Origin of the sequence: Pseudomonas sp. stari2 (assembly GCF_040760005.1) — a bacterium.
Classification (GTDB): Bacteria; Pseudomonadota; Gammaproteobacteria; order Pseudomonadales; family Pseudomonadaceae; genus Aquipseudomonas.
Genome location: NZ_CP099760.1, coordinates 1360451 through 1384393, shown reverse-complemented (window position 1 = coordinate 1384393; position 23943 = coordinate 1360451). Strand labels below are relative to the sequence as shown.

Annotated in this window: 25 protein-coding genes; 10 read left to right on the top strand and 15 right to left on the bottom strand. The window is 60.8% G+C overall.

Annotation, left to right across the window (positions count from 1 at the left end; all coding sequences use genetic code 11):
- Window positions 1-4: 4 nt before the first annotated feature.
- From NH234_RS06155 to ffh, 9 genes are all read right to left on the bottom strand, one after another.
- Window positions 5-1309 (bottom strand): homoserine dehydrogenase, encoded by a 1305-nt coding sequence (locus tag NH234_RS06155; RefSeq protein WP_011332618.1) that lies wholly within the window; start codon window positions 1307-1309, stop codon window positions 5-7.
- Between the two features lie 131 nt (window positions 1310-1440).
- Window positions 1441-2172, bottom strand: coding sequence for a bifunctional protein-disulfide isomerase/oxidoreductase DsbC (dsbC, locus tag NH234_RS06150; protein ID WP_085711641.1), 732 nt, complete (start codon window positions 2170-2172; stop codon window positions 1441-1443).
- Window positions 2173-2315: 143 nt separating this feature from the next.
- Window positions 2316-3212: a site-specific tyrosine recombinase XerD gene (gene xerD / locus NH234_RS06145; RefSeq protein WP_085729749.1), complete on the bottom strand. Its 897-nt coding sequence runs from the start codon at window positions 3210-3212 to the stop codon at window positions 2316-2318.
- Between the two features lie 62 nt (window positions 3213-3274).
- The gene (locus NH234_RS06140; protein WP_085729748.1) at window positions 3275-3688 is read right to left on the bottom strand and encodes an acyl-CoA thioesterase; all 414 of its coding nucleotides are present in this window, start codon (window positions 3686-3688) and stop codon (window positions 3275-3277) included.
- Between the two features lie 91 nt (window positions 3689-3779).
- Window positions 3780-4130, bottom strand: a complete 351-nt coding sequence (gene rplS / locus NH234_RS06135) for a 50S ribosomal protein L19 (protein WP_003175895.1) — start codon at window positions 4128-4130, stop codon at window positions 3780-3782.
- A 45-nt stretch (window positions 4131-4175) separates the two neighbouring features.
- On the bottom strand, window positions 4176-4928 hold the full coding sequence (gene trmD / locus NH234_RS06130; RefSeq protein ID WP_085688893.1) for a tRNA (guanosine(37)-N1)-methyltransferase TrmD: 753 nt from the start codon (window positions 4926-4928) through the stop codon (window positions 4176-4178).
- A gap of 2 nt (window positions 4929-4930) precedes the next feature.
- Complete coding sequence (rimM, locus tag NH234_RS06125) at window positions 4931-5467, bottom strand: ribosome maturation factor RimM (RefSeq protein ID WP_085688896.1); 537 nt, start codon at window positions 5465-5467, stop codon at window positions 4931-4933.
- Between the two features lie 5 nt (window positions 5468-5472).
- Window positions 5473-5724: a 30S ribosomal protein S16 gene (gene rpsP, locus NH234_RS06120; protein WP_003185073.1), complete on the bottom strand. Its 252-nt coding sequence runs from the start codon at window positions 5722-5724 to the stop codon at window positions 5473-5475.
- Window positions 5725-5973: 249 nt separating this feature from the next.
- Window positions 5974-7350 carry a signal recognition particle protein gene (gene ffh, locus NH234_RS06115; protein ID WP_085729747.1) on the bottom strand — a complete coding sequence of 459 codons (1377 nt, stop codon included), beginning with the start codon at window positions 7348-7350 and terminating at the stop codon, window positions 5974-5976.
- Between the two features lie 209 nt (window positions 7351-7559).
- Here ffh and NH234_RS06110 point away from each other — a divergent pair, with 209 nt between their 5' ends.
- From NH234_RS06110 to NH234_RS06100, 3 genes are all read left to right on the top strand, one after another.
- On the top strand, window positions 7560-8372 hold the full coding sequence (locus NH234_RS06110; RefSeq protein ID WP_085729746.1) for an inner membrane protein YpjD: 813 nt from the start codon (window positions 7560-7562) through the stop codon (window positions 8370-8372).
- 12 nt (window positions 8373-8384) lie between these two features.
- On the top strand, window positions 8385-9626 hold the full coding sequence (locus NH234_RS06105; RefSeq protein WP_367255985.1) for a transporter associated domain-containing protein: 1242 nt from the start codon (window positions 8385-8387) through the stop codon (window positions 9624-9626).
- Between the two features lie 235 nt (window positions 9627-9861).
- Window positions 9862-11178 carry an MFS transporter gene (locus NH234_RS06100; protein ID WP_085729743.1) on the top strand — a complete coding sequence of 439 codons (1317 nt, stop codon included), beginning with the start codon at window positions 9862-9864 and terminating at the stop codon, window positions 11176-11178.
- Between the two features lie 46 nt (window positions 11179-11224).
- Here NH234_RS06100 and purT read toward each other — a convergent pair whose 3' ends face one another.
- The 5 genes from purT to NH234_RS06075 all read right to left on the bottom strand — a co-directional run bounded on the left by purT (window position 11225) and on the right by NH234_RS06075 (window position 14421).
- Window positions 11225-12406 carry a formate-dependent phosphoribosylglycinamide formyltransferase gene (gene purT, locus NH234_RS06095; RefSeq protein WP_085729742.1) on the bottom strand — a complete coding sequence of 394 codons (1182 nt, stop codon included), beginning with the start codon at window positions 12404-12406 and terminating at the stop codon, window positions 11225-11227.
- Between the two features lie 100 nt (window positions 12407-12506).
- Entirely contained in the window at window positions 12507-12974 is a 468-nt protein-coding gene (locus tag NH234_RS06090) for a preQ0 transporter (protein ID WP_282317573.1), read from the bottom strand.
- 63 nt (window positions 12975-13037) lie between these two features.
- Window positions 13038-13253 (bottom strand): DUF1289 domain-containing protein, encoded by a 216-nt coding sequence (locus NH234_RS06085; protein ID WP_085729740.1) that lies wholly within the window; start codon window positions 13251-13253, stop codon window positions 13038-13040.
- Complete coding sequence (locus NH234_RS06080) at window positions 13250-13774, bottom strand: gamma carbonic anhydrase family protein (protein ID WP_011332606.1); 525 nt, start codon at window positions 13772-13774, stop codon at window positions 13250-13252. Before NH234_RS06080 ends, NH234_RS06085 begins: the two co-directional genes overlap by 4 nt.
- A gap of 47 nt (window positions 13775-13821) precedes the next feature.
- Window positions 13822-14421, bottom strand: coding sequence for a CoA pyrophosphatase (locus NH234_RS06075; protein WP_085729739.1), 600 nt, complete (start codon window positions 14419-14421; stop codon window positions 13822-13824).
- Between the two features lie 147 nt (window positions 14422-14568).
- Between NH234_RS06075 and NH234_RS06070 the strand changes: the two genes are divergently transcribed.
- The 7 genes from NH234_RS06070 (at window position 14569) to nagE (ending at window position 23229) form a co-directional block, all read left to right on the top strand.
- Window positions 14569-15120, top strand: a complete 552-nt coding sequence (locus NH234_RS06070; RefSeq protein WP_367255982.1) for an NUDIX hydrolase — start codon at window positions 14569-14571, stop codon at window positions 15118-15120.
- Between the two features lie 103 nt (window positions 15121-15223).
- Window positions 15224-15739, top strand: coding sequence for a L,D-transpeptidase family protein (locus NH234_RS06065; protein WP_085729737.1), 516 nt, complete (start codon window positions 15224-15226; stop codon window positions 15737-15739).
- 330 nt (window positions 15740-16069) lie between these two features.
- The gene (locus tag NH234_RS06060) at window positions 16070-16801 is read left to right on the top strand and encodes a GntR family transcriptional regulator (RefSeq protein ID WP_007954613.1); all 732 of its coding nucleotides are present in this window, start codon (window positions 16070-16072) and stop codon (window positions 16799-16801) included.
- A 30-nt stretch (window positions 16802-16831) separates the two neighbouring features.
- Window positions 16832-17938, top strand: coding sequence for an N-acetylglucosamine-6-phosphate deacetylase (gene nagA / locus NH234_RS06055; protein ID WP_085729736.1), 1107 nt, complete (start codon window positions 16832-16834; stop codon window positions 17936-17938).
- On the top strand, window positions 17931-18941 hold the full coding sequence (locus tag NH234_RS06050) for an SIS domain-containing protein (protein ID WP_367257128.1): 1011 nt from the start codon (window positions 17931-17933) through the stop codon (window positions 18939-18941). Before nagA ends, NH234_RS06050 begins: the two co-directional genes overlap by 8 nt.
- Window positions 18942-18976: 35 nt before the next feature.
- Complete coding sequence (gene ptsP / locus NH234_RS06045) at window positions 18977-21490, top strand: phosphoenolpyruvate--protein phosphotransferase (RefSeq protein ID WP_085729734.1); 2514 nt, start codon at window positions 18977-18979, stop codon at window positions 21488-21490.
- Between the two features lie 23 nt (window positions 21491-21513).
- A complete protein-coding gene (gene nagE, locus NH234_RS06040) occupies window positions 21514-23229 on the top strand; it encodes an N-acetylglucosamine-specific PTS transporter subunit IIBC (protein WP_367255979.1) in 1716 nt (571 codons plus the stop codon).
- A gap of 400 nt (window positions 23230-23629) precedes the next feature.
- On the opposite strand, the gene NH234_RS06035 is transcribed toward nagE, so the two are convergent.
- A complete protein-coding gene (locus NH234_RS06035; RefSeq protein ID WP_085729732.1) occupies window positions 23630-23941 on the bottom strand; it encodes a YqfO family protein in 312 nt (103 codons plus the stop codon).
- Window positions 23942-23943 lie beyond the last annotated feature (2 nt).

Sequence of the window (23943 nt, the reverse complement as noted above, 5' to 3'; positions counted from 1 at the left end):
CAACTTAGTTCAAGTGCTCGACGCGGATCCGCACAACCGGACCGACCACGCCCGCCAAGGCTTCGAGGGCGGCGATCGCATCGTTGATGTGCTGCTCCAGCACGCGATGGGTCAGCAGGATCATCGGCACCAGGCCGTCGTGTTCCTCGACTTCCTTCTGCATGATCGACTCGATGTTGATGCCGCGCTCCGAGAGGATGCTCGCCACCTGAGCGAGTACGCCCGGGTGGTCCTTGGCCTGAATGCGCAGGTAGTAGGCGCTTTCGCAGGCTTCGATCGGCAGGATCGGATGGGCCGACAGCGAGTCCGGCTGGAAGGCCAGGTGCGGCACGCGGTTTTCCGGGTCGGAGGTCATGGCGCGAACCACGTCCACCAGATCGGCGATTACCGACGACGCGGTCGGCTCCATGCCGGCGCCAGCGCCGTAGAACAGGGTCGAACCGGCAGCGTCACCGTTGACCATCACCGCGTTCATCACACCGTTGACGTTGGCGATCAGGCGATCGGCCGGGATCAGCGTCGGGTGTACACGCAGCTCGATACCGGCGGCGGTGCTGCGTGCCACACCCAGGTGCTTGATGCGGTAGCCCAGCGCTTCGGCGTAGTTCACGTCGGCGGTGGTCAGCTTGGTGATGCCTTCGGTGTAGGCCTTGTCGAACTGCAGCGGAACACCGAACGCGATGGACGCCAGGATCGTCAGCTTGTGCGCCGCGTCGATGCCTTCGACGTCGAAGGTCGGATCGGCTTCGGCGTAGCCCAGTGCTTGTGCTTCAGCCAGCACGTCTTCGAAGGTGCGTCCCTTCTCGCGCATCTCGGTGAGGATGAAGTTGCCGGTGCCGTTGATGATCCCGGCCACCCAGTTGATACGGTTGGCGGACAGGCCTTCACGGATCGCCTTGATCACCGGAATGCCGCCGGCGACCGCCGCTTCGAACGCCACGATCACGCCCTTCTCGCGTGCCTTGGCGAAAATTTCATTACCGTGAACGGCAATCAGAGCCTTGTTCGCGGTGACCACATGCTTGCCATTCTCGATGGCCTTGAGTACCAGCTCGCGGGCAACGGTGTAGCCGCCCATCAGCTCTATGACGATGTCGATCTCAGGGTTCGTGGCCACTTCGAAGACATCGTTGGTAATCGCAATACCGGTCGTCTGGAACTGAGGCTTTGGCGTGCGCATGGCAATTTGTGCCACTTCGATTCCACGCCCGGCACGACGAGCAATTTCCTCGGCGTTGCGCTGAAGTACGTTGAAGGTACCGCCACCGACGGTCCCTAACCCACAGATGCCTACTTTGACCGGTTTCACTGTGAACTCCCCATAAAACGGCCGACGCGAGGCCGGCCGTGAAAACAACCGCGCAATCGCGGCTCTCTATTGATGGCCCGGCCATGTTGCCGCCGGGCCACGCTCGTCACGCCTTGGCACGACGATGCGAATTACTTCGCGCCCAGCGCCAGTTTGGCGACTTGTGGCGCAGGCTGGTAGCCCGGAATGACTTGTCCGTCAGCCAAAACGATGGCCGGCGTGCCGTTCACGCCGATCGACTGACCGAGGGCGAACTGTTTGGAAACCGGGTTCTCGCACTTGGCGGCCTTGATTTCCTTGCCATCGACCATTTTGTCCATGGCCGCTTTCTTGTCTTTCGAGCACCACACGGCTTGCAGTTGCTCGTCACCCGGCGAGCCCAGGCCCTGACGCGGGAACGCCACGTAGCGCACTTCGATGCCACGCTTGTTCAGCTCCGGCACTTCGGCGTGCAGCTTGTGGCAGTACGGGCACGTGGTGTCGGTGAACACGGTGATGTGCGACTTGGTCTCGCCCACGGCCGGGTAAACCACGGTCTCGGCGACCGGAATCCCGTTGATCAGTTTGGAAATGCCCAAGCGTTCGGTCTTCTCGGTCAGGTTGACCGGTTTGCCGTCCTTGAGTTGGAACATGTAGCCCTGAACGATGTACTGGCCGTCGGCGCTGGCGTAGAGCACGCGACTGCCCTTGAGCTTGACTTCGTACAGGCCTGGCAGCGGGCTGGCAGTGATGGTGTCCACCGGCACATCGAGCTGGAGGTTTTCCAGGCTCTGGCGGATGGCTTTGTCGGCCGCATCATCGGCGACGGCAAAGGTGCTGACCAACGCAATGGCTGCGGCGGCGAAAATCTGGGTCAGACGCATGAGAACTCCTGAAGGCGGACAAATGGAACGATCAGAACGCCCGTGCCGGAACACCGGGTCATAACCGTCCATCGTGCAAACCGGCAAAGCCTACCACATAAGGTTCGCGTGACCGAATGCGCCTGTCGCAAGACAGGCTGCGCTCAGCCTCGAGGGTGATGTTTGGCATGCAGATCCTGCAACCGCGCCCGGGCGACGTGAGTGTAGATCTGTGTGGTCGACAGGTCGCTGTGGCCCAACAACATCTGCACCACCCGCAAATCGGCGCCATGGTTGAGCAGGTGCGTGGCGAAGGCGTGACGCAGCGTATGGGGTGAGAGCGATTTGCCGATGCCGGCGACCTTGGCCTGATGCTTGATGCGGTGCCAGAAAGTCTGGCGAGTCATCTGCTCGCCGCGCTGGCTGGGAAACAGCACATCGCTGGGGCGCCCGCCCAGCAGCTCGCCGCGACCATCGCGCAGGTAGCGCTCGACCCAGACAATCGCTTCCTCGCCCATCGGCACCAACCGCTCCTTGCTGCCCTTGCCCATCACCCGCAACACGCCCTGACGCAGGTTGACCTGTTCCAGGGTCAGGCTGATCAACTCGGTCACCCGCAAGCCGCAGGCATAAAGGACTTCAAGCATGGCACGGTCACGCTGGCCGATGGCTTCGCTCAGATCTGGCGCCTTCAGCAAGGCTTCAACGTCAGCTTCCGACAGGGATTTGGGCAATGGCCTACCGAGTTGCGGCATATCAACGCGCAAGGTCGGATCAACCGAAATCAGTTTTTCCCGCAGCAGGTAGCGATAAAAGCCACGTACGCCCGAGAGGAATCTCGCAGTGGATCGCGGTTTGTAGTTCTGTTCCAGACGCCAGGCCAAGTGATCGAGGATCAGCTCGCGACCGGCATTGATCAGCTCGAGATTTTTCTCCTGCAACCAACCGTTGAACAGTGCGAGATCACTGCGATAGGCGTCGCGGGTATTGTCGGAAAGACCTTTTTCCAACCAGAGGGCGTCGAGAAACTGGTCAATCAGCGGGTGGTCGATGGCGGGCATAAAAGCTCAGGCAAGGCAGAGATGGCGGACAGTCTTTCATAGCCCGCCCGCTCACGGAACCATCAGGCGGCAAAACCAGGCAGAACCGGCACCGGGCGCTTGTCGTCGTCAATCGCGACAAAGCTGAACTGCCCGTGAATCGCCTTTTCGCGCCCGTCGCAGCTCATGCTTTCAACGAACACTTCCACCTCGACCTTGAGGCTGGTGTTGCCGACCTTGATCACCCGCCCGACCAGTTCGACGATGGAACCTGCCGGGATCGCGTGCTTGAAATCGATACGATCGGTCGACACAGTCACCAGCGGCAAACGGCAGAACCGGGTGGCGGTGATGAAGGATACTTCGTCCATCCAGGCGAGCGCAGTGCCGCCGAACAGCGTGTTGTGATGGTTGGTGGTCGGCGGGAAAACCGCTTTGGTCACGCGGGTCACCGAGAGTTCGGTGCGACGTTCGATTTCTTGTTCACGAGATGTCATGGATACGGCCTGAAGCAATAGTGCGGTGGATAAATTGCAGGCAACAAAAAAGCAGCCCGTAGGCTGCTTTCTTCTGCATCGGAAGCTGGACTTAAGCCAGTTTTTCCTTGATGCGAGCTGCTTTACCCGACAGGTCGCGCAGGTAGTACAGCTTGGCTTTACGTACGTCACCGCGACGCTTGACAGCCATGCTGTCGATCTGCGGGGAGTAGGTCTGGAAAGTACGTTCTACGCCAACACCGTTGGAGATTTTACGAACGGTGAACGCACTGTTCACGCCGCGGTTACGCTTGGCGATTACAACGCCTTCGAACGCTTGCAGACGGGAACGATCGCCTTCCTTCACTTTCACCTGAACGACAATGGTGTCGCCTGGGGCAAAGGTAGGGATTTCTTTGGTCATCTGCTCTGCTTCGAGTGCAAGGATGATTTTGTTGGTCATGCTGTGCTCCTAAGGTAAATCGTCTGATCTACCATCGATACGTTGTTAACTATCGTCCCGCTCGCGGATGTATTCCTCGAGCAGCTTCTTCTCTTCTCCAGAAAGCGAGCGGCTTTCCAGAAGATCGGCGCGTCGTTCATAGGTCCTTCCGAGGGACTGCTGTAAACGCCAACGCCGGATATGCGCGTGATTGCCACTCAGCAACACGTCGGGAACACGCTGATCCGCATACACCTCAGGTCGGGTGTAGTGCGGGCAATCCAGCAGACCATCCGTAAAGGAATCTTCCTCAGCGGAATCCGCATGCCCTAAAGCTCCGGGCAGCAGTCGTGTAACCGCATCGATCATGACCATGGCCGGCAGCTCGCCGCCAGACAACACATAGTCACCAATCGACCACTCTTCATCGACATGAGCATCAATAAAACGCTCGTCAATGCCTTCATAGCGACCGGCAATCAGGATCAATGCATCCGATTTAGCCAGTTCGCGTACCGCCGACTGAGTCAGTTGACGGCCTTGGGGGGACAGGTAAATCACCTTCGCCGCCTCCCCGGCTGCTGCCTTGGCCTGAACCAGAGCATCTTCCAGGGGCTTGATCTTCATCACCATGCCCGGACCACCGCCAAACGGGCGATCGTCCACAGTGTGATGCCGATCCGTCGTGTAATCCCGCGGATTCCAACAGGTCAGCTGCAAGAGCCCCTGTTTGACCGCTCGACTGGTGATGCCGTAGTCGCCGATGGCGGAAAACATCTCGGGAAACAAACTGATCACTTCTACGCGCAAGTTAGCCACGCTTAGAAGTCCGCGTCCCAATCCACCTTCATCTCGCCCGCTGCGAGGTCGACTGCCAACACGCATTGCTCCGTATAGGGCAACAGGCGTTCGCGATCATCCAGGCTGCCAGCGCAAGGCTTGACTACCATTACATCATTGGCGCCGGTTTCCAGAAGATGATCGATTTTCCCGAGCAATTGCCCAAGCGTATCGATGACCTTCAGACCCTCCAGCTGGTACCAGTAGTACTCGCCTTCGGTCAATTCAGCGAACAGATTGCGTGGCACGCAGATCTCGTAACCGGCCAGAAGACGAGCTTCTTCACGATCATCAAGACCCTTGAGCTTTGCGACCAGGAACTTGTCGCTCCCGCGTCCACTGACCAGCTCGACCTGTTTGACATTGCCTTCGCGCTTGAGCGTCCAGGTTTTGTACTGCAACAGGTTTTCAGTCGGATCAGTAAAGGAATAAACCTTCACTTCGCCGCGAACGCCGTGAACAGAATAAATTTTGCCAATAACGATCAAATCATCGGCAACAGCAGGCGTCGCGTTCATATTGCTCAGGCCGCAGCCTTAGCCGATTCCTTCAGCAACTGAGCAACACGCTCAGAAGGCTGTGCACCAACGCTCAGCCAGTAGGCTACGCGCTCTTGGTTCACGGACAGACGGATTTCCTGACCACGGGCAACAGGGTTGAAGAAACCAACCTGTTCTTTGTGGGAGCCGTCACGCGGGTTACGCGAGTCGGTTACGGTCAGGTGGTAAAACGGGCGCTTTTTGGAGCCGCCAAGGGCAAGACGGATTGTTAGCATGTGAACATCGTTCCTGTAGTCGGTGCTGCAAATCTAAATGCACAGCGGGCATGGGTGCCCGAAAGGCCGCATATTCTAAGGAATATCCGGACTTTTGCAAATGACTTTTTCCGGCGCCTATGGCAGGCCGTGCAGATTTGCATATAGAGCCGTCGCTTAAAACGGCCGGTCAGCTCCCGCCGAATGCGGGTTTGCTGTTGATCCTGCGTCCTTGCAGGGTCTGCGCCGGTGCGACGACCGGCGAAGGCTTTACATCTTTGGCATGCCGCCGCCGGGCAACATACCGCCCATGCCGCGCATCATTTTCGCCATTCCGCCCTTGGCGGAGAATTTCTTCATCATCTTCTGCATCTGCTTGTGCTGCTTGATCAAGCGACCGATGTCCTGCACCTGGGTGCCGGAACCCATGGCGATCCGGCGCTTGCGCGAACCGCTGATCAGCTCAGGGTCGCGGCGCTCGGCCGGGGTCATGGAGTTGATGATGGCTTCCATCTGTTTGAATTGCTTCTCTGCGGCGTTCTGGGCATTGCCCATCTGCGACAGGTTCACACCACCGATGCTCGGCAGCTTGTCCATGAGGCCGCCGAGGCCGCCCATGTTCTTCATCTGTTGCAGCTGATCGCGGAAGTCTTCGAGGTCGAAGCCCTTGCCCTTCTTCAGCTTCTTGGCCAGCTTGTCGGCCTTGTCCTTGTCGAGGGTCGCTTCAGCCTGTTCGATCAGGCTGAGCACGTCGCCCATGCCGAGGATTCGCGAAGCGATACGCTCAGGGTGGAACGGATCGAGGGCCTCGGTCTTCTCGCCCATACCGATGAACTTGATCGGTTTGCCGGTGATGGCACGAACGGACAGCGCGGCACCCCCACGGGCGTCACCGTCGACCTTGGTCAGGATCACACCGGTCAGCGGCAGTGCATCGCCAAAGGCCTTGGCCGTGTTGGCGGCGTCCTGACCGGTCATGGCGTCGACCACGAACAGGGTTTCGACCGGGTTGATCGCGGCGTGCAGCGCCTTGATCTCGCCCATCATCTCTTCATCGATGTGCAGACGACCGGCGGTATCGACGATGACCACGTCGATGAATTTCAGTTTTGCTTCTTTAATAGCCGCGTTGGCGATGTCGACCGGTTTCTGGCTCAGGTCGGACGGGAAGAACGTCACGCCGATGTCGTTGGCCAGGGTTTCCAGCTGTTTGATAGCGGCAGGACGATAGACGTCCGCCGACACGACCATGACCGACTTCTTCTTGCGCTCTTTAAGGAAGCGCGCCAGCTTGCCGGCGGTAGTGGTTTTACCGGCCCCCTGCAGACCGGCCATCAATACGACGGCTGGCGGCACGGCACTCAGGTTCAAATCTTCGTTGGCCGCGCCCATCAGGGTTTCGAGTTCGGCCTGGACGATCTTCACGAACGCCTGACCCGGCGTCAGGCTGCGCGACACCTCGGTGCCGACAGCGCGCTCCTTGACCGAGTTGACGAAGTCCTTGACCACCGGCAGGGCGACGTCGGCTTCGAGCAACGCCATGCGCACTTCGCGCAGGGTGTCTTTGATGTTGTCTTCGGTCAGCTTCGCCTTGCCGGTGACATGGCGCAGCGTCTGCGAGAGACGTTCGGTTAAGTTTTCAAACATTGCGCGATCCTTTCAGGCCCTGTGTAGACCGGGATAATGGCGGCCCAGACCGGAATCAACATGTGCTCGGCGAGCCTGCGGCGTGGGCAGGTCGCGGATTATAGCGAAGACTGCGGCTGGCGGACACCTCGCTGTCAGCTTGCCGGTCTTTCGTGCCATGGCGGTTCTATGCCAAACTCAGCGCCTTTCGGGCTTGCCTAACAGGATTTATGCTCCCCTTGTCACCGAGTTTGCTGACCACCCTCGCCGCCGCCCTTCTATATGCCGCTGCGACCCTCTATCAGGGCACCCGCCTGGCCACTGGCGCCAAGGCCAACAAGCGCCTGCTGGTCACGCTTGGCGTGTTCGCCGTGCTGGCCCACAGTGCCAGCCTGCTGACTCATCTGCTGACACCGATCGGTCTGGGCCTGGACTTCTTCAGTGCTTCGAGCCTGATTGCCGCAGCGGTCATCGCCCTGACCCTGCTGGCCTGCTCTCGGATCCCGGTGGAAAACCTGCTGATCCTGCTGTTCCCGCTGGGTGCGATCACCGTATTGCTGGCGCAGTTCGCGCCGACCGGTACCGTGCAGATCATCGACGAAGAGCCGGGCATCCTCGCGCATATCCTGCTGTCGATCCTCGCCTACGGCATGTTCACCATCGCCGTGTTCCAGGCGTTGCTGCTGCTGGTGCAGGATCACCAGCTCAAGAACAAGCACCCATCCGGGCTGATCAAGAACTTCCCGCCGCTGCAAACCATGGAAAGCCTGCTGTTCGGCTTCCTCTGGGCAGGCTGGACGCTGCTGTCGCTGTCGCTGATTTCCGGCTGGCTGTTCGTCGAGAACCTGTTTGCCCAGCACCTCGTGCACAAGACCCTGCTGGCTTGCCTTGCCTGGATCGTGTTCAGCGTGCTGCTGTGGGGCCGCAACCGCCTGGGCTGGCGCGGCCACAAAGCGATCCGCTGGACCCTCGCCGGTTTCTGCCTGCTGATGTTGGCGTATTTCGGCAGCAAACTGGTCCGTGAATACATCCTGCACATCTGACGGGCGGCAAAAATGGACGGTTTGCCCATAGGGCCGATGCTCGCGGTATTTGTCCTGCTGATTCTCTGGTCGGGATTGTTTACCGCCATCGAAGTCGCGCAACAGCATCTGCTGGCGCAACGCACCGCGTCGCGTGCCAGTGACAAACCACTGGCAAAGCTGAGCTTCCCGCTCAACAGCCTGATCCTGTGCAACACCCTGTGCCGCGCCCTCGCCGTGGTGCTTGCCACGTTGCTGGCGATTTTCCTCTGTGAAGAAAACGGTCCATGGGCAGCCACTCTGGGTGCCGGCGCCGTCTTGCTGGTGTTTGCCGACTATTTCCCGCGCACCCTCGCCCAACGTTATCCGGACGCCGTGCTGTCCTTCGGCAATTCGTTGCTGGCTGTGCCGCTGAAAGTGATCTACCCGCTCGCATGGCTGCTGAGCAGCATCAGTGGTTTGCTGTTGCGTCCACTGGTGCGCAAACCTCAGGTCGTACAGCAGAGCGAAGACGACGTCTCAGCCGATCGCCATGACGACCCGGAACACCCGCTTCGCCCGCACCCCGTTTCCGGCATCCATGCGCTGGACAACATCACGGTCAACGACATCCTGGTGCCTCGCAGTGATGTCGACGGCATCAATCTTGATGACCCGATCGAAGAAATCATCGAGCAATTGCGCCACAACAAGCGCACGCGCCTGCCGGTTTTCCACAGCGACATCAACCAGGTCGAGGCCGTTCTCAATACCCGGCAGATCCGCCACCTGCTGGACAATCACGCCCTGACCCGCGAGGCGCTCCTCGCCGCCAGCTATGAGCCGTATTTCGTCCCGGAAAGCACGCCTCTGCAGCTGCAACTGCTGAACTTCCACAAGCAGCAGCGTCGGCTGGGCATGGTGGTGGACGAGTACGGCGAAGTGCTGGGGATTGTCACGCTGGAGGACATTCTCGAAGAAATCGTCGGCGAATTCGAAAGCCAGCACAGTCTCGACAACCCGCACATCCACCCGCAAGCCGATGGCCGCATGGTGATCGACGGCGCCGCCTCGATCCGCGAGCTGAACAAATGCCTGGGTTGGCACCTGCCCAGCGACGGCCCCCGGACTCTCAACGGCCTGGTGACCGAAGCACTGGAAACCATTCCGGAAAGCGCGGTCTGCCTGAAGATCGGGCGCTATCGCCTGGAGATCCTCGAAACCGAGGAAAACCGCGTGAGCAAAGTGCTCATCTGGCACACCAGCTCGGCACCGGCGCTCACGCCCGTCCGCTAGCTCGCCCCTTGTTCAATCGTTAGCCACCTTCCTATAATCGCGGTGCTTACCCAAGCCCCGCCGAACCCCGTGCTTACCCCGCACCCCAAAGGTTCCGGCCAGTTCATCGCCGCTTTCCGCATCACACCGACGACTGTTCCTACCTGAAACAGCGCTCGCGCCCTATCCCACATCCCTGGGTGTTCGACCATAATAATTCGCTCCAACGGAGCTCATGACTGTCAGGGATCACCGCATGACAACCAGTACCGCTTATAGCGACACCGCGCCTGCCCAACCGACCAACTCCGCCACCCGCGTGGCTACGGCGAGCTTCATCGGCACGGCCATCGAGTTCTACGACTTCTACGTCTACGCCACCGCCGCTGCACTGGTGATCGGGCCGGTGTTCTTTCCGCAGACATCCGGCACGGCGCAGATGCTCTCGGCATTCCTCACTTTCGGTATCGCTTTCCTCGCTCGCCCGCTGGGCTCGGCACTGTTCGGCCACTTCGGTGACCGTATCGGACGCAAATCGACACTGGTGGCTTCGCTTTTGCTGATGGGCGTCTGCACCACCCTGATCGGCGTGCTGCCGGGTTACGACAGCATCGGGGCATGGGCACCGATCCTATTATGTGTGCTGCGCTTCGGCCAGGGCCTGGGATTGGGGGGTGAGTGGGGCGGCGCGGCGCTGCTGGCCACCGAAAACGCTCCGAAGGGCAAGCGAGCCTGGTTCGGCATGTTCCCGCAGCTGGGCCCTTCGATCGGTTTTCTGGCGGCCAACGGCCTGTTCCTGACCCTGGCCATGACGCTCAATGATGAACAGTTTCGCAGTTGGGGCTGGCGGATTCCGTTCCTGCTCAGTGCGGTACTGGTGATGGTCGGGCTGTATGTGCGCCTCAAGTTGCATGAAACCCCGGTATTCGCCAACGCCATCGCCCGTCAAGAACGGGTGAAGGTGCCGCTGGTCGAGCTGTTCAGCCAATACTGGGCGCCGACGCTGCTGGGGGCCGCCGCCATGGTGGTTTGCTATGCACTGTTCTACATCTCGACTGTGTTTTCCCTGAGCTACGGCGTGTCGACGCTGGGCTACAGCCGCGAGACATTCCTCGGGCTGCTGTGCTTCGCGGTGTTGTTCATGGCGGCCGCCACGCCATTGTCAGCCTGGGCCAGCGATCGTTACGGGCGCAAACCGGTGCTGATCGTCGGCGGTGTACTGGCAATTCTTTCCGGATTTCTGATGGAGCCGTTACTGACTCAGGGTTCGACCTGGGGCGTGGCACTGTTCCTGTGCATAGAGCTGTTCCTGATGGGCGTGACATTTGCCCCGATGGGTGCACTGCTGCCGGAACTGTTTCCGACGCACGTCCGGTATACCGGCGCGTCGGCGGCCTACAACCTCGGCGGCATCGTTGGAGCCTCGGCGGCGCCGTTCTTTGCGCAGAAACTGGTAGCGATGGGTGGTTTGAGTTACGTAGGCGGGTATGTGTCTGCGGCCGCAGCGCTCAGCTTGATCGCTGTGCTGTGCCTGAAGGAAACGCGCCATAACGACCTGAATCAGGTGTCGTAGGCGCAATGATCGCTCCCGCACGGGCGGGAGCGATCAGATAGCGAGATTACAGCTCCACAACGACCGCCTGAGAAGCACGGGTCGCCTTGGCACGAGCCGCTTCAATCGACTCGTCACGCGCAAGGGCCACGCCCATGCGACGCTGGCCATTGACCTCAGGCTTGCCGAACAGACGCAGCGCGGTATCCGGTTCGCTCAGTGCAGCGCCGAGATTGGCGAATGCGGTCTGGGTCGACTGACCTTCCACCAGAATCACCGCCGAAGCCGATGGGCCGAACTGACGGATCAGCGGCACAGGCAAGCCAAGGATTGCGCGCGCGTGCAGGGCGAATTGCGACAGGTCCTGGGAAATCAGGGTCACCAGACCGGTGTCATGCGGGCGCGGCGACACTTCGCTGAACCACACCTGATCACCCTTGATGAACAGCTCGACGCCGAACAGGCCGCGGCCACCCAAGGCTTCAGTTACCGCTTTGGCAACGCGCTCGGATTCAGCCAGTGCGATCGGGCTCATGGCTTGTGGCTGCCAGGACTCCTGGTAGTCGCCCTTCTCCTGACGGTGACCGACCGGCGCACAGAACGTGGTGCCGCCGATATGACGAACGGTCAGCAGGGTGATTTCGTAGTCGAAATCGATGAAGCCTTCGATGATCACCCGTCCTTTACCGGCGCGACCGCCCTCTTGCGCGTAATCCCAGGCTTTCTGCACGTCATCGACGCTGCGCAGCAGGCTCTGGCCCTTGCCCGACGAGCTCATCACCGGTTTGACAACGCATGGGAAGCCCAGGTCCTCAACGGCTTTGCTGTAGTCCTCGAAGGTGTCGGCGAAGTGGTACGGCGAAGTCGGCAGGTCCAGCTCTTCGGCTGCCAGACGACGGATGCCTTCGCGGTTCATGGTCAGTTGAGCGGCGCGAGCGGTCGGGATCACGGTGAAGCCTTCGGACTCCAACTCCACCAGCGTGGCGGTGGCGATGGCTTCGATTTCCGGCACGATGAAGTGCGGCTTCTCGGCTTCGATCACCGCACGCAGGGCTGCGCCGTCGAGCATGTTGATCACGTGGCTGCGATGGGCAACCTGCATGGCCGGCGCATTGGCGTAACGGTCAACGGCGATCACTTCAACGCCCAGGCGCTGCAGCTCGATCACCACTTCCTTGCCCAACTCACCACAGCCACACAGCAATACGCGGGTCGCGGTCGGCGACAATGGAGTTCCGATACGGGTCATCTCAGGTCCTCAAAGAAGCGGATCATCGAGGAAAGCAACGCCAGACGCGCTTTCCATGGGGAGAAAGCGCGGCATTTTACATGAACCTGAGGGTTTGGCTTCAGCCGGCGACAGCCTGTTTGCGTTCGCGCCAGGCCATGATCAGCCAAACCGCAGTCACACCGGCGAACTTCGAGGCCAGGGCGGTGATGATCACCGGCGGTGTCAGCAGGTCGATCATGCCGAAGAAGATGAAGGTATCAAGGGGAATGCTCAGCGCCGAGCTGATCCACAAGCGGTCACGCAGCGGGCGTCTGGTGATGCTGAATACCAGCCAGTCGATGCACTCGGACACTGCAAATGCCGTGGCACTGGCCATCGCAATCGACGGATCGGAGGTGACATAGGACAGCACCAGCGCCGCCAGCATCGCTACAATCGCGCCGTGGCCGAAACGGATCTGCACCATGTCGCGCAACACGAACACCAGCCCGCCCCAGGCCGACCAGATGATGTCCAGGTGCGGCGCAGTAGAGAAGGCGAAGTTGATCAGCACGACACTGCTGATGTAAGCGATGAGGAAAATCATGGGCGTGACCTGTCAATTTGGCGCACAGGTTACTTCAGCCCTTCGATGACGCCAATCAAATCGCTATTGCCCAGGCGTTTTGCCGATCATCCAGACCAGCCCACTAGACTTCGCCCGCTCATGACACAACCCCAGCACCACCCGCCGCTCATCGTTGGTCATCCGGCTCCAGCGCGTAATCTCCTCGACCGTGCGCTGGCAACCGGTGCAAATATCGTCATCGTCCAGCGCGCAAATATTCACGCAGGGCGAGGCCACCGGCCGCTCAACCGTATTCATTCTTCCTGCTCGACCAGATCGCGCGCATAGCGCTGTGAGTTATGCACATAGTGCGCGGCGCTGGCTTCGAGCATCTTCTTCTGTTGCTCGGTCAGTTCGCGCACCACCTTGCCCGGCGAGCCCATCACCAGCGAACCGTCAGGAATTTCCTTGCCTTCGCCAATCAGCGAATTGGCGCCAATGATGCAGTTCTTGCCGATCTTAGCGCCGTTGAGGATGACGGCGTTGATGCCGATCAGGCTGTAGTCGCCAACCGTACAGCCGTGAAGCATGGCGTTGTGGCCGATGGTCACGCCGGTGCCGATGGTCAGCGGGTAGCCCATGTCGGTGTGCATCACCGTGCCGTCCTGCACATTGCTGTTCTTGCCGATCAGGATCAGTTCATTGTCGCCGCGCAGTACGGCGTTGAACCAGACGTTGGCGCCTTCTTCCAGTCTGACCTTGCCCACCAGCACGGCGTTGGGGGCGACCCAACTCTGCGGATGGGTTTCGACACGGGCGTCGCCCAGGCGGTATTTCATCTTGTTTTCCTCAGGGCTCACGATGGCTGGCTATTCGAACGATGGCTTCAGGTGTTGATAAAGCTTTTCGGCGGCTGATGCAGGCTGATTTTGGCGTCATAGAGCAGGTTGATCAACTCGACGATCATGATCGCCGTCAGCCCCCAGATCTTGTATTCGCCGTATCGATAGCTCGGCACGTACCAACTGCGACCCTGATAGTCGATGCGGTGGGTGTGTTCGCGCGGATCCTTGCGGAAAAACTCAAGCGGCACACTGAACACCGCAGCGATCTCGGCATCGTTGGCCTGATATTCGACGAAGTCGGGAATCACCCCGACATAGGGCGTGACTTTGATGCCATGCAGGGAGATCAATGGGCTGAGCGGGCCGATCACTTCGACCAGGCCTGGCGGCAGGCCGATTTCCTCTTCGGCTTCACGCAGGGCGGTGAAAGTCAGGTCCGGGTCTTCCGGATCCCGTCGTCCACCGGGGAAGGCGACTTCGCCGCCGTGAGTCGAGAGCCCGCTGGCGCGCAGGGTGAGAACAAGTTCGGGCTCGTCACTGCGAGTAATCGGCACCAGGACAGCGGCCTCGGGGAAACGCGTGTCGGTCTCCAGCGTGCGCGGCGTGTGATTGCTTACCCGGTGCAGTAGCTCGTCCAGCATAAGTGTTCTCGATCTGTGCCTTGTCCTGCATCATGCACCAATCAATGCGACCGCCCAAGCCCCGAACAAGGGACATGTCGCGAAACGACAACTTGCCGACTGACACCGCTGCACGCCAAGATAGGCGCAGCATTCAGGAACTCCAGCATGAAATTTTGCAGCCAGTGCGGCAACCCGGTGAACCAGCGTATTCCCGAAGGCGACTCGCGGCTGCGATTTGTCTGCGACAGCTGTCAGACCATTCACTACCAGAACCCCAATATCGTGGCCGGCTGTGTGGCGACCTGGGGCAGCAAAGTCCTGCTCTGCCGTCGTGCCATCGAACCACGCCTCGGTTACTGGACGCTGCCCGCCGGGTTCATGGAGAACGGCGAGACCATCGAGCAGGCCGCCATCCGCGAAACCGCCGAAGAAGCCTGCGCCCGGGTGCGCAACCTGAGCATCTACACCCTGATCGACGTGCCGCACATCAGTCAGGTGCATGTGTTCTTTCGCGCCGAGCTCGCAGACCTGGACTTTTCCGCCGGTCCCGAAAGCCTCGAAGTGCAACTGTTCGACGAAGCGCAGATTCCATGGGACGAGCTGGCTTTCCGCACAGTGGGCCGTACCTTAGAATGCTTCTTCGCTGACCGCCGCGCCGAGACTTACCCGGTTCGCTCGGAATCAATCCCGCCGCTCGCTCAACCGACCATCACTTGATTTCAGCGCCAGCCGGCCGATAACCCGCGTGCGCAGCCCGCGACAGCGCCTGCATAAGATCTATAAATAAATTATCTGCATCACCTTCTGGGGAATCGTTTCAATGCGCTGGTTGCTTGCCCTGTTTTGCCTGTCGTTCGTCACCGTCTCCCAAGCGTCGTTCGTGACCACCGTGACGCCTTCGAACACCCCGCTCATCGAAAAAATACTGGTGCTCAAATCGGCTCATCAACTGCAGCTGATCGCCGACGGCAAACCGCTCAAGAGCTATCGCATTTCCCTGGGCAAGGGCGCGAAGAAAGGCCCGAAACTGATTGAAGGCGATAAACGCACACCTGAAGGTTTCTATTGGATCGACTGGCGCAAGACCAGCGACAAATTCAACCTGTCGATGCACATCTCCTACCCGAACATCAGCGACTCCGCCCGCGCCCGCCGCGAAGGCGTCGAGCCTGGTGGCATGATCATGATCCACGGCACGCCGGATTCCGCAGACAACCCGGAAAACCTGTTCCACACCCTGGACTGGACCGACGGCTGCATCGCCATGCGCAACGTCGACATGCGCGAAGTCTGGAACCTGGTGCCGGACGGCACGATGATCGAAATCCGCCCCTGATTCTGTCACCAGGGCACCTGCTTTCTCCGGGCCGCGAAGCGGCCCTTTCCCCTGACCATTGGTCGCCCGCAAAAAAATAAATGCAAAAGATCGCAGCCTGCGGCAACGCCTGAACGGTGATACCACTTTCACCCGCCGGAACTGCCGCAGACTGCGATCTTTTGCGTTCCAGCCCCCACCTCTAATACCACTTGAAACCACCCGCCCTTAAACACCCGATTTCAAAGGACCAGAGGCATTTCCGTTGCGTTGACATGGTATTCAAGTGGTATTAGTTTTCGCCGAAACAGCGAGCGACAACAATCCAATATCAGCTCCGGAAGTGCCTGCATGAACGATCTCCACGCCCTGCGCCCTGACGACTCCCAGCCGACGCCGCTGTACCTGCAACTGGCGCGCAACCTGGAAGCGGCGATTCATGCCGGGCAGTGGAAAGCCGAACAGGCGATGCCGTCGGAGCGCAATCTCAGCGAGATGCTGGGGATTTCCCGGGTCACCGCGCGCAAGGCGCTGGAAGTCCTGCTCGATCAAGGCTTGATTCGCCGCCTGCAAGGTTCCGGCACCTTCATCACCCCACGCCTTGAACAACCGCTGTCGCGCCTGTCGGGCTTCAGCGAAATGCTCCGTCTCAAGGGGTTCGTGCCCAGCTCACAATGGCTGGAGCGCGAAATCACCCTGCCCACCCACGAAGAACTGATCCGCCTCGGCCTGTCGCCGAACGACAAGGTTGCGCGCATGAAACGCCTGCGCAAGGCCGACGACACCGTGATGGCCATCGAGATGAGCACCCTGCCCGCCTCGATCATGCCCAAGCCACAAGTGGTGGGGGATTCCCTCTACGAACACCTCGACAGCATCGGCAAACCGATCGTGCGCGCCTTGCAGCACATCCAGGCGATCAACGCCTCGGACGAGTTCGCCGCACTGGTCGGCATCGCCCCCGGCACCGCGATGCTGTTGATGACCCGGGTCGGCTACCTGGAAGACAACACGCCGATCGAAGTCACCGACACCTATTGCCGCAACGATTACTACGACTTTGTTGCAGAGCTTCGCCGCTGATCAGCAGCCAGGCCAAACGAGAGAAGCGAAATGTCCGAAGACAACATCCTCACCGCTGACGGCTGGATTCGCGGCCGGCTGATCCACGAACACGGCAGAGTCGTGTCGATCGAAGGCGTGCCTTGCGATCCGGCGGACAACGACCTGCCTTACCTGCTGCCGGGTTTCATCGACCTGCACGTTCACGGCGGTGGCGGCAAAGACATCATGGAAGGCACCAGCGCTTTCGAAACCATCACAAAGACCCACGTGCGCTTCGGCACCACCTCGCTGCTCGCCACCACGATGACCGCGCCAAGTGCCGAGATTTCCAGCGTGCTCAAGGATGTCGGCGAGTTCTGCGAACAGCGTCCGAAAGGTGCCGCCCGGGTCCTCGGCGTTCACCTCGAAGGGCCGTACATCAACCCCGGCAAACTGGGCGCCCAACCGAACTTCGCCCACACCGCGCTGATGGCCGAAGTTGAAGAGTATCTGGCACTGGCGCCGATCCGGGTGATCACTATCGCCCCGGAAATCGCCGGCCATGACGGCTTGATTCGCGAACTGAGCCGCCGTGGCATCCGCATGCAGATCGGCCACACCCTTGGCAGTTACGAGGAAGGTGTCGCCGCACTCGAAGCCGGCGCCACCAGTTTCACGCATTTGTACAACGCCATGAGCCCGCTGCATCACCGCGAGCCGGGCATCGTCGGCGCCGCCCTCGCCCACGCCAAGTTTGCCGAGTTGATCCCGGACTTATTGCATGTGCACCCCGGCGCGATCCGCGTGGCCCTGCGCTCGATCCCGTGCCTGTATTGCGTCACCGATTCGACCGCCGCCGCCGGCATGCCCGACGGCGAGTACAAGCTCGGCAGCCACACCGTCACCAAATGCCTGGGCGGCGTGCGCCTGCCGGACGGCACGCTGGCCGGCAGCACCCTGACCATGGATCAGGCACTGCGCAATCTGGTGAAGATCGGCCTGCCGATCGCCGAGGCCTCGCAACGTCTTTCGCAATTCCCCGCCGACTACCTCGGCATCACCGAACGCGGGCGCCTGCAACCGGGCGCCTGGGCCGACTGCGTGCGGCTGGATCGCTCACTCACACTGACCGCCGTCATGGTCGAAGGAGAAGACATTGACTTCAAAAATGCTTGAGGAGGCGCTGTCCTCGTTCGAGGCCGTGCAAGCGCAACTGCAACAGCTCGATGGCTCGATGATCGAGATCGCCGGGCGCCTGCGCCGTCAGCCACCGCAAGTGGCGATGACCGTCGCCCGTGGCAGTTCCGACCACGCAGCGAGCTACTTCGCCTACCTGACCATGCAGCAACTGGGGATTCCGGTGGCGTCGCTGCCGATGTCGGTGGTGACCATGCAACAGGCGCCGTTGAAAGTCAGCGGTCAGGTCGCGTTCGCGTTTTCCCAGTCGGGCCAGAGCCCGGATCTGGTCAACAGCCTGCGTCTGCTGCGCAAGCGCGGCGCCCTCAGCGTGTCGATGGTCAATGCTGCCGATTCGCCGCTGGAGGCCGCATGCGAATTCAGCCTGCCGCTGCTGGCCGGTACTGAAAGCAGCGTCGCCGCGACCAAGAGCTTCATCGCCACCCTCAGCGCCAGCGCCCGCTTGATCGCGCACTGGAAAGAAGACAGTGAATTGCTGGAGGCACACAACGCCCTGCCCGAAGGCTTGCGCGACGCCGCGCAACAGGACTGGAGCCCGGCCATCGATGCCCTGCGCGATTGCGAACGGTTGATGGTAATCGGCCGTGGCGCCGGCTTTGCCATTGCCCAGGAAGCCGCGCTGAAATTCAAGGAAACCTCAGCCATCCAGGCCGAAGCCTTCAGCAGCGCCGAAGTCCGTCACGGCCCGATGGCGCTGATCGACGAAAACTACCCTCTGCTGGTGTTTGCCCCGCGCGGCGCCGAGCAGGCCGGCCTGCTGAGTCTGGCGGCGGAAATGCGTCAGCGTGGTGCCCGTGTATTGCTGGCGGCGCCGGACGATGTGCTCGAACGCAACCTGACCCTGAGCCGTGCTGAACACCCGGCGCTTGATCCGATTCTGGCGATCCAGAGTTTCTACGTGATGGCCGCCAACCTGGCCGTGGCCCGTGGCATGGACCCGGATCAGCCGCGCCACCTGAGCAAAGTCACCCGTACGCACTGAGTCCGAACCGAACGTTTTCCTGATGAGACCGAGCCATGCACAACAACAATAAAGAGCTGACTTTAAGCGCCCCGCTCAGCGGCCCGGTGCTCACGCTCGCCAAAGTTCCGGACGCGGTGTTCGCCAGCGGTGCGATGGGCGACGGCATTGCCATAGATCCGCTGAACGACACCCTGTATTCACCGTGCGCTGGCGTGGTGATCCATGTCGCCCGCACCGGCCACGCCCTGACCGTGCGAGCCGACAACGGCGCGGAAATCCTCCTGCACCTGGGGCTCGATACCGTCGAGTTGCAGGGCGAAGGTTTCTCGATGCTGGTCAAGGAAGGAGCGCGGGTCAGCAGTGGCCAGCCGCTGCTGCGCTATGACCTGGACAAGGTCGGCCTCCAGTGCAAAAGCCTGGTCAGCCTGTTGATCCTGACCAACAGCCAGGATTTCCAGGCGCGCCCCATCACCCTGAAAACGGTGAAGGTCGGCGAGCCGCTGCTGCACATCGTCGCTCGTCACAGTGCAGCGGCGAACACAGAAGAACTCGGCGGGCCGGAAGTTCACGGTCACGTGCGGGTCGCCCATCGCGGTGGTCTGCATGCACGTCCGGCGGCGTTGATCCGCCAGACTGCGCAAGGGTTCAAAAGCCAGTCGCAGCTGCATTTCGCCGGTAAATCGGCGCCGTGCAACAGCCTCATCGGCTTGATGGGCCTGGCGATTGGTGAGCAGGACGAAGTGCAAGTGAGTTGCCAGGGTTCCGACGCGCAAGCGGCGTTGCAAGCCTTGCTCACTGCACTGGCCACCGCCCTGCCGGAGGATCATCACGCCGCTGCACCGGTTGCTGCCGCGCCACGCAATCGTCCGGCCGAGGCTGGCGTGTTGCACGGTGTTTGCGCTGCACCGGGTCTGGTCGGCGGGCCGCTGTTTCGCTTGAACGCGATCAGCCTGCCGGCAGACGCTGGCAATCATCAGCCCGAGCACCAATTGCAGATCCTCGACGCAGCACTGAATCAGGTTCGCAGCGAAATCAACGGCACCCTCGCCCAGGCGAAAAAACAGCGCAATGCCGACGAAGAAGCGATCTTTGCCGCGCATCTGGCGCTGCTGGAAGACCCGGCCCTGCTCGACGCCGCGCAGCAATCGATCGAAACCGGCACCGCAGCGACCTACGCCTGGAGCCAATCCATCGAAGTGCAATGCGAAGTGCTGCAAAACACCGGCAGCCCGCTCCTGGCCGAACGCGCCAACGATCTGCGCGACTTGAAACAACGGGTGCTGCGCGCATTGCTCGGCGAAGCCTGGCATTACGAAGTGCCGGCCGGCGCCATCGTCGCCGCTCACGAACTGACGCCGTCGGATCTGCTGCAACTGAGTGCGCAAGGCGTCGCCGGCTTGTGCATGGCCGAAGGTGGCGCAACTTCCCACGTGGCGATTCTGGCCCGGGGTAAAGGCCTGCCGTGCATGGTTGCACTGGGCTCGGCGCTGCTTGATCAAACTCAAGGCCAATCGGTGGTGCTCGATGCCGACGGCGGACGCCTCGAACTGACGCCGAATGCCGATCGTCTGGCCGAAGTCCAACAAGCGCAAATCGACCGCCAACAACGTCGCGAAGCCCAGCAAGCCCAGGCCCATCTCCCGGCTGAAACCCGCAACGGCGTATCCATCGAAGTGGTCGCCAACGTCGCCTCCAGCCACGAAGCGGCGGATGCGCTTGCCAACGGTGCCGACGGCGTCGGCCTGTTGCGTACCGAGTTTTTGTTCGTCGATCGCCACACCGCACCGGACGTCGAAGAGCAGCGCGCCGCCTATCAAGCGGTGATCGATGCCATGGGCGACAAGTCGGTGATCATCCGCACTATCGATGTCGGTGGCGACAAACAGCTCGATTACCTGCCACTACCCGTGGAAGCCAACCCGGTGCTCGGCCTGCGCGGTATTCGTCTGGCCCAGGCCCGTCCGGAAATCCTCGATCAGCAACTGCGCGCCCTGCTGCAAGTCAGCCCGCTGCAGCGCTGCCGGATCCTGCTGCCGATGGTCACCGAAGTCGACGAACTGCTGCACATCCGCCAACGGGTCGATGCGCTGTGCCTGGAACTGGGCATCAATCAACGACCGGAAATCGGCGTGATGATCGAAGTCCCGGCCGCGGCGTTGCAGGCCGATCAACTGGCCGAGCATGCGGACTTCCTGTCCATCGGCACCAACGACCTGTCGCAATACACCCTGGCCATGGACCGCGACCACGCGGGCCTCGCCGCTCGGGTCGATGCCTTGCACCCGGCGCTGCTGCGACTGATCGCCATGACCTGCGAAGGTGCGGCGGTGCACAAGCGTTGGGTCGGCGTGTGCGGCGCCCTGGCTTCCGATCCGCTGGCGACGCCGGTGTTAATCGGTCTGGGCGTGACCGAACTGTCAGTGAGCCCGGTACAAATTGGTGAAATCAAGGATCGCGTGCGCCAGTTGCACGAAGCCGAATGCCAACGCCTCGCCCGGGACTTGCTCAAGCTGAGCAGCGCCGCCGCAGTGCGTCATGCCTGTCATCAACATTGGCCTCTGCGCTAACAAAAACAACAAGGACAAACGCCATGCACCAACTCTTCATCGAAGGCCTGCAACGCCTCGGCCGTGCGCTGATGCTACCGATCGCGATCCTGCCGATCGCCGGCCTGTTGCTGCGCCTGGGCGACACCGACCTCCTGAACATCGCGATCATCCACGACGCCGGCCAGGTGATCTTCGCCAACCTGGCGATGATCTTCGCCATCGGTATCGCGGTCGGCTTCGCCAAGGACAACAACGGCACCGCCGGCCTCGCCGGGGTGATCGGTTACCTGGTGATGATCTCCACGCTCAAGGTGCTCGATGCGAGCATCAACATGGGCATGCTCGCCGGGATCGTCAGCGGGCTGATGGCCGGCGCGCTGTACAACCGCTTCAAGGACATCAAGCTGCCGGAGTACCTCGCGTTCTTCGGTGGCCGGCGCTTCGTGCCGATCGTCACCGGTTTTGCGGCGGTCGGTCTGGGCGTGGTGTTCGGCTACATCTGGCCGCCGATCCAGCACGGCATCAACAGCTTCGGCAGCCTGATGATGGAAAGCGGCAGCTTCGGCGCCTTCGTCTTCGGTGTGTTCAACCGCTTGCTGATCGTCACCGGACTGCACCACATCCTCAACAACATGGCGTGGTTCGTGTTCGGCAACTTCACCGACCCGACCACCGGAGCCTTGGTCACGGGTGATCTGTCACGCTACTTCGCCGGCGATCCGAAGGGCGGCCAGTTCATGACCGGCATGTTCCCGATGATGATCTTCGGTCTGCCAGCCGCGTGCCTGGCGATGTACCGCAACGCCCTGCCGGAACGACGCAAAGTGATGGGCGGGATCTTCCTGTCGATGGCCCTGACTTCATTCCTGACCGGCGTCACCGAACCCATCGAATTCGCCTTCATGTTCCTCGCACCGCTGCTGTATCTGGTGCATGCGCTGCTGACCGGCCTGTCGATGGCAATCACCAACGCGCTGAACATTCATCTGGGCTTCACCTTCTCCGGCGGCTTCATCGACATGGTGCTGGGCTGGGGCAAGTCCACCAATGGCTGGCTGGTGATTCCGGTGGGCCTGGCCTATGCGGTCATCTATTACGCGGTGTTCGATTTCTGTATTCGCCGCTTCAACCTGAAGACACCGGGGCGTGAAGACGTTGCCACCGCCGACAAAGCGGTTCTGACCGAGAACGAACGTGCCGGCGCTTACATAAAGGCACTCGGTGGTGCGGAGAATCTGGTGACAGTTGGCGCATGCACCACACGTCTGCGACTGGAAATGGTCGACCGCAACAAAGCCTCTGATGCCGATTTGAAAGCGCTGGGCGCAATGGCCGTTGTGCGTCCGGGCAAGGGTGGGAGTTTGCAGGTGGTTGTCGGGCCGATGGCCGACAGCATTGCCGATGAGATTCGACTGGCGATGCCGGCGTTGGGGCGTGCCGTAGTAGCTGCTCCTGTCGCTGTCATCGAAACCAGTGAACCGGTTGCAGTCGCTGCACCGCTGGCACAGCAATGGCTGACCGCCCTGGGTGGTAGCGACAACGTGCTGCAACTGGACTGCATCGCCATGAGCCGGATCCGCCTGCAACTGGCCGATGGCAAGTCGCTGTCGGAAAGCCGATTGAAAGAGCTTGGATGTCTGGGTGTGAGCGCACTGGAAGATGGCGTATGGCACTTGCTGGTGGGCGAGCGGGCGCAGAGCTTGAGTGCCGCGCTTGAGGGGTTGGTTAATCGGAGTGAAGTGAGTGCGAAGGTTTAAATCCACCACTCAACACGATGAGCGTTAGCTCAAGTAAGGCTCTCGATCTTTTGGCCCCATCGGAAGGCTGAGTGGAGGGATTCATCCGGGGGTGGGAGCGCAGCGACCGTGCGGCGAAGCCGCATGCATCGAGAGGAGGTGCAGCGAAGCAAACCGTAGGCGATGCCCCCGGATGAATCCCGGAACGAAGGAACACCGAGCCAAAGCGAGGTGCCGAACGCAGGGGCCCAGCGTTTTTGGTTACTTTTTTGGCGTTTGAAAAAAGTGACTCGCCGTAAGGGCGAAACCGCCAGCAGCAACACCCGAAGAAACGGATATTCACTCAATCCCACCCCCCAAAAAACCAAAAAACCCGCTGAAATCACTCTCAGCGGGTTTTCATTTCAGCAGCCAAGGAAGATCAAAAATCCTCCAGTCGCCACACTTCATAAGCCGGCGTTTCGTATGGATGGCTCAACTTAAGAGCAGCCACTACCGCGCGAATCAACTCATCACCAACCACAAGCTCAACCTTCCACTCCTCGACCCGCTCAACCTGCCCCGCCTGACCAATGAACGGCTGACTGCCGTCCAGAGGCCGAAACTGACCAGATCCAAGCACCTGCCACGCACAGTGGTCATAGTCACCGATCCGCCCGCCACCGGCAGCGAATACAGCATCTTTGACCACCTCGACATGGCTGTCGGGAACAAAAAACGCGAGCTTGTACACAG

What these genes read in the sequence shown, in the direction of transcription:
- dsbC (WP_085711641.1), bottom strand. Translation starts at nt 2,172, where the DNA reads ATGCGTCTGACCCAGATTTTCGCCGCCGCAGCCATTGCGTTGGTCAGC.
- xerD (WP_085729749.1), bottom strand. Translation starts at nt 3,212, where the DNA reads ATGCCCGCCATCGACCACCCGCTGATTGACCAGTTTCTCGACGCCCTC.
- NH234_RS06140 (WP_085729748.1), bottom strand. Translation starts at nt 3,688, where the DNA reads ATGACATCTCGTGAACAAGAAATCGAACGTCGCACCGAACTCTCGGTG.
- rplS (WP_003175895.1), bottom strand. Translation starts at nt 4,130, where the DNA reads ATGACCAACAAAATCATCCTTGCACTCGAAGCAGAGCAGATGACCAAA.
- rimM (WP_085688896.1), bottom strand. Translation starts at nt 5,467, where the DNA reads ATGAACGCGACGCCTGCTGTTGCCGATGATTTGATCGTTATTGGCAAA.
- rpsP (WP_003185073.1), bottom strand. Translation starts at nt 5,724, where the DNA reads ATGCTAACAATCCGTCTTGCCCTTGGCGGCTCCAAAAAGCGCCCGTTT.
- ffh (WP_085729747.1), bottom strand. Translation starts at nt 7,350, where the DNA reads ATGTTTGAAAACTTAACCGAACGTCTCTCGCAGACGCTGCGCCATGTC.
- NH234_RS06110 (WP_085729746.1), top strand. Translation starts at nt 7,560, where the DNA reads ATGCTCCCCTTGTCACCGAGTTTGCTGACCACCCTCGCCGCCGCCCTT.
- NH234_RS06105 (WP_367255985.1), top strand. Translation starts at nt 8,385, where the DNA reads ATGGACGGTTTGCCCATAGGGCCGATGCTCGCGGTATTTGTCCTGCTG.
- NH234_RS06100 (WP_085729743.1), top strand. Translation starts at nt 9,862, where the DNA reads ATGACAACCAGTACCGCTTATAGCGACACCGCGCCTGCCCAACCGACC.
- purT (WP_085729742.1), bottom strand. Translation starts at nt 12,406, where the DNA reads ATGACCCGTATCGGAACTCCATTGTCGCCGACCGCGACCCGCGTATTG.
- NH234_RS06090 (WP_282317573.1), bottom strand. Translation starts at nt 12,974, where the DNA reads ATGATTTTCCTCATCGCTTACATCAGCAGTGTCGTGCTGATCAACTTC.
- NH234_RS06085 (WP_085729740.1), bottom strand. Translation starts at nt 13,253, where the DNA reads ATGAATACGGTTGAGCGGCCGGTGGCCTCGCCCTGCGTGAATATTTGC.
- NH234_RS06080 (WP_011332606.1), bottom strand. Translation starts at nt 13,774, where the DNA reads ATGAAATACCGCCTGGGCGACGCCCGTGTCGAAACCCATCCGCAGAGT.
- NH234_RS06075 (WP_085729739.1), bottom strand. Translation starts at nt 14,421, where the DNA reads ATGCTGGACGAGCTACTGCACCGGGTAAGCAATCACACGCCGCGCACG.
- NH234_RS06070 (WP_367255982.1), top strand. Translation starts at nt 14,569, where the DNA reads ATGAAATTTTGCAGCCAGTGCGGCAACCCGGTGAACCAGCGTATTCCC.
- NH234_RS06065 (WP_085729737.1), top strand. Translation starts at nt 15,224, where the DNA reads ATGCGCTGGTTGCTTGCCCTGTTTTGCCTGTCGTTCGTCACCGTCTCC.
- NH234_RS06060 (WP_007954613.1), top strand. Translation starts at nt 16,070, where the DNA reads ATGAACGATCTCCACGCCCTGCGCCCTGACGACTCCCAGCCGACGCCG.
- nagA (WP_085729736.1), top strand. Translation starts at nt 16,832, where the DNA reads ATGTCCGAAGACAACATCCTCACCGCTGACGGCTGGATTCGCGGCCGG.
- NH234_RS06050 (WP_367257128.1), top strand. Translation starts at nt 17,931, where the DNA reads ATGCTTGAGGAGGCGCTGTCCTCGTTCGAGGCCGTGCAAGCGCAACTG.
- ptsP (WP_085729734.1), top strand. Translation starts at nt 18,977, where the DNA reads ATGCACAACAACAATAAAGAGCTGACTTTAAGCGCCCCGCTCAGCGGC.
- nagE (WP_367255979.1), top strand. Translation starts at nt 21,514, where the DNA reads ATGCACCAACTCTTCATCGAAGGCCTGCAACGCCTCGGCCGTGCGCTG.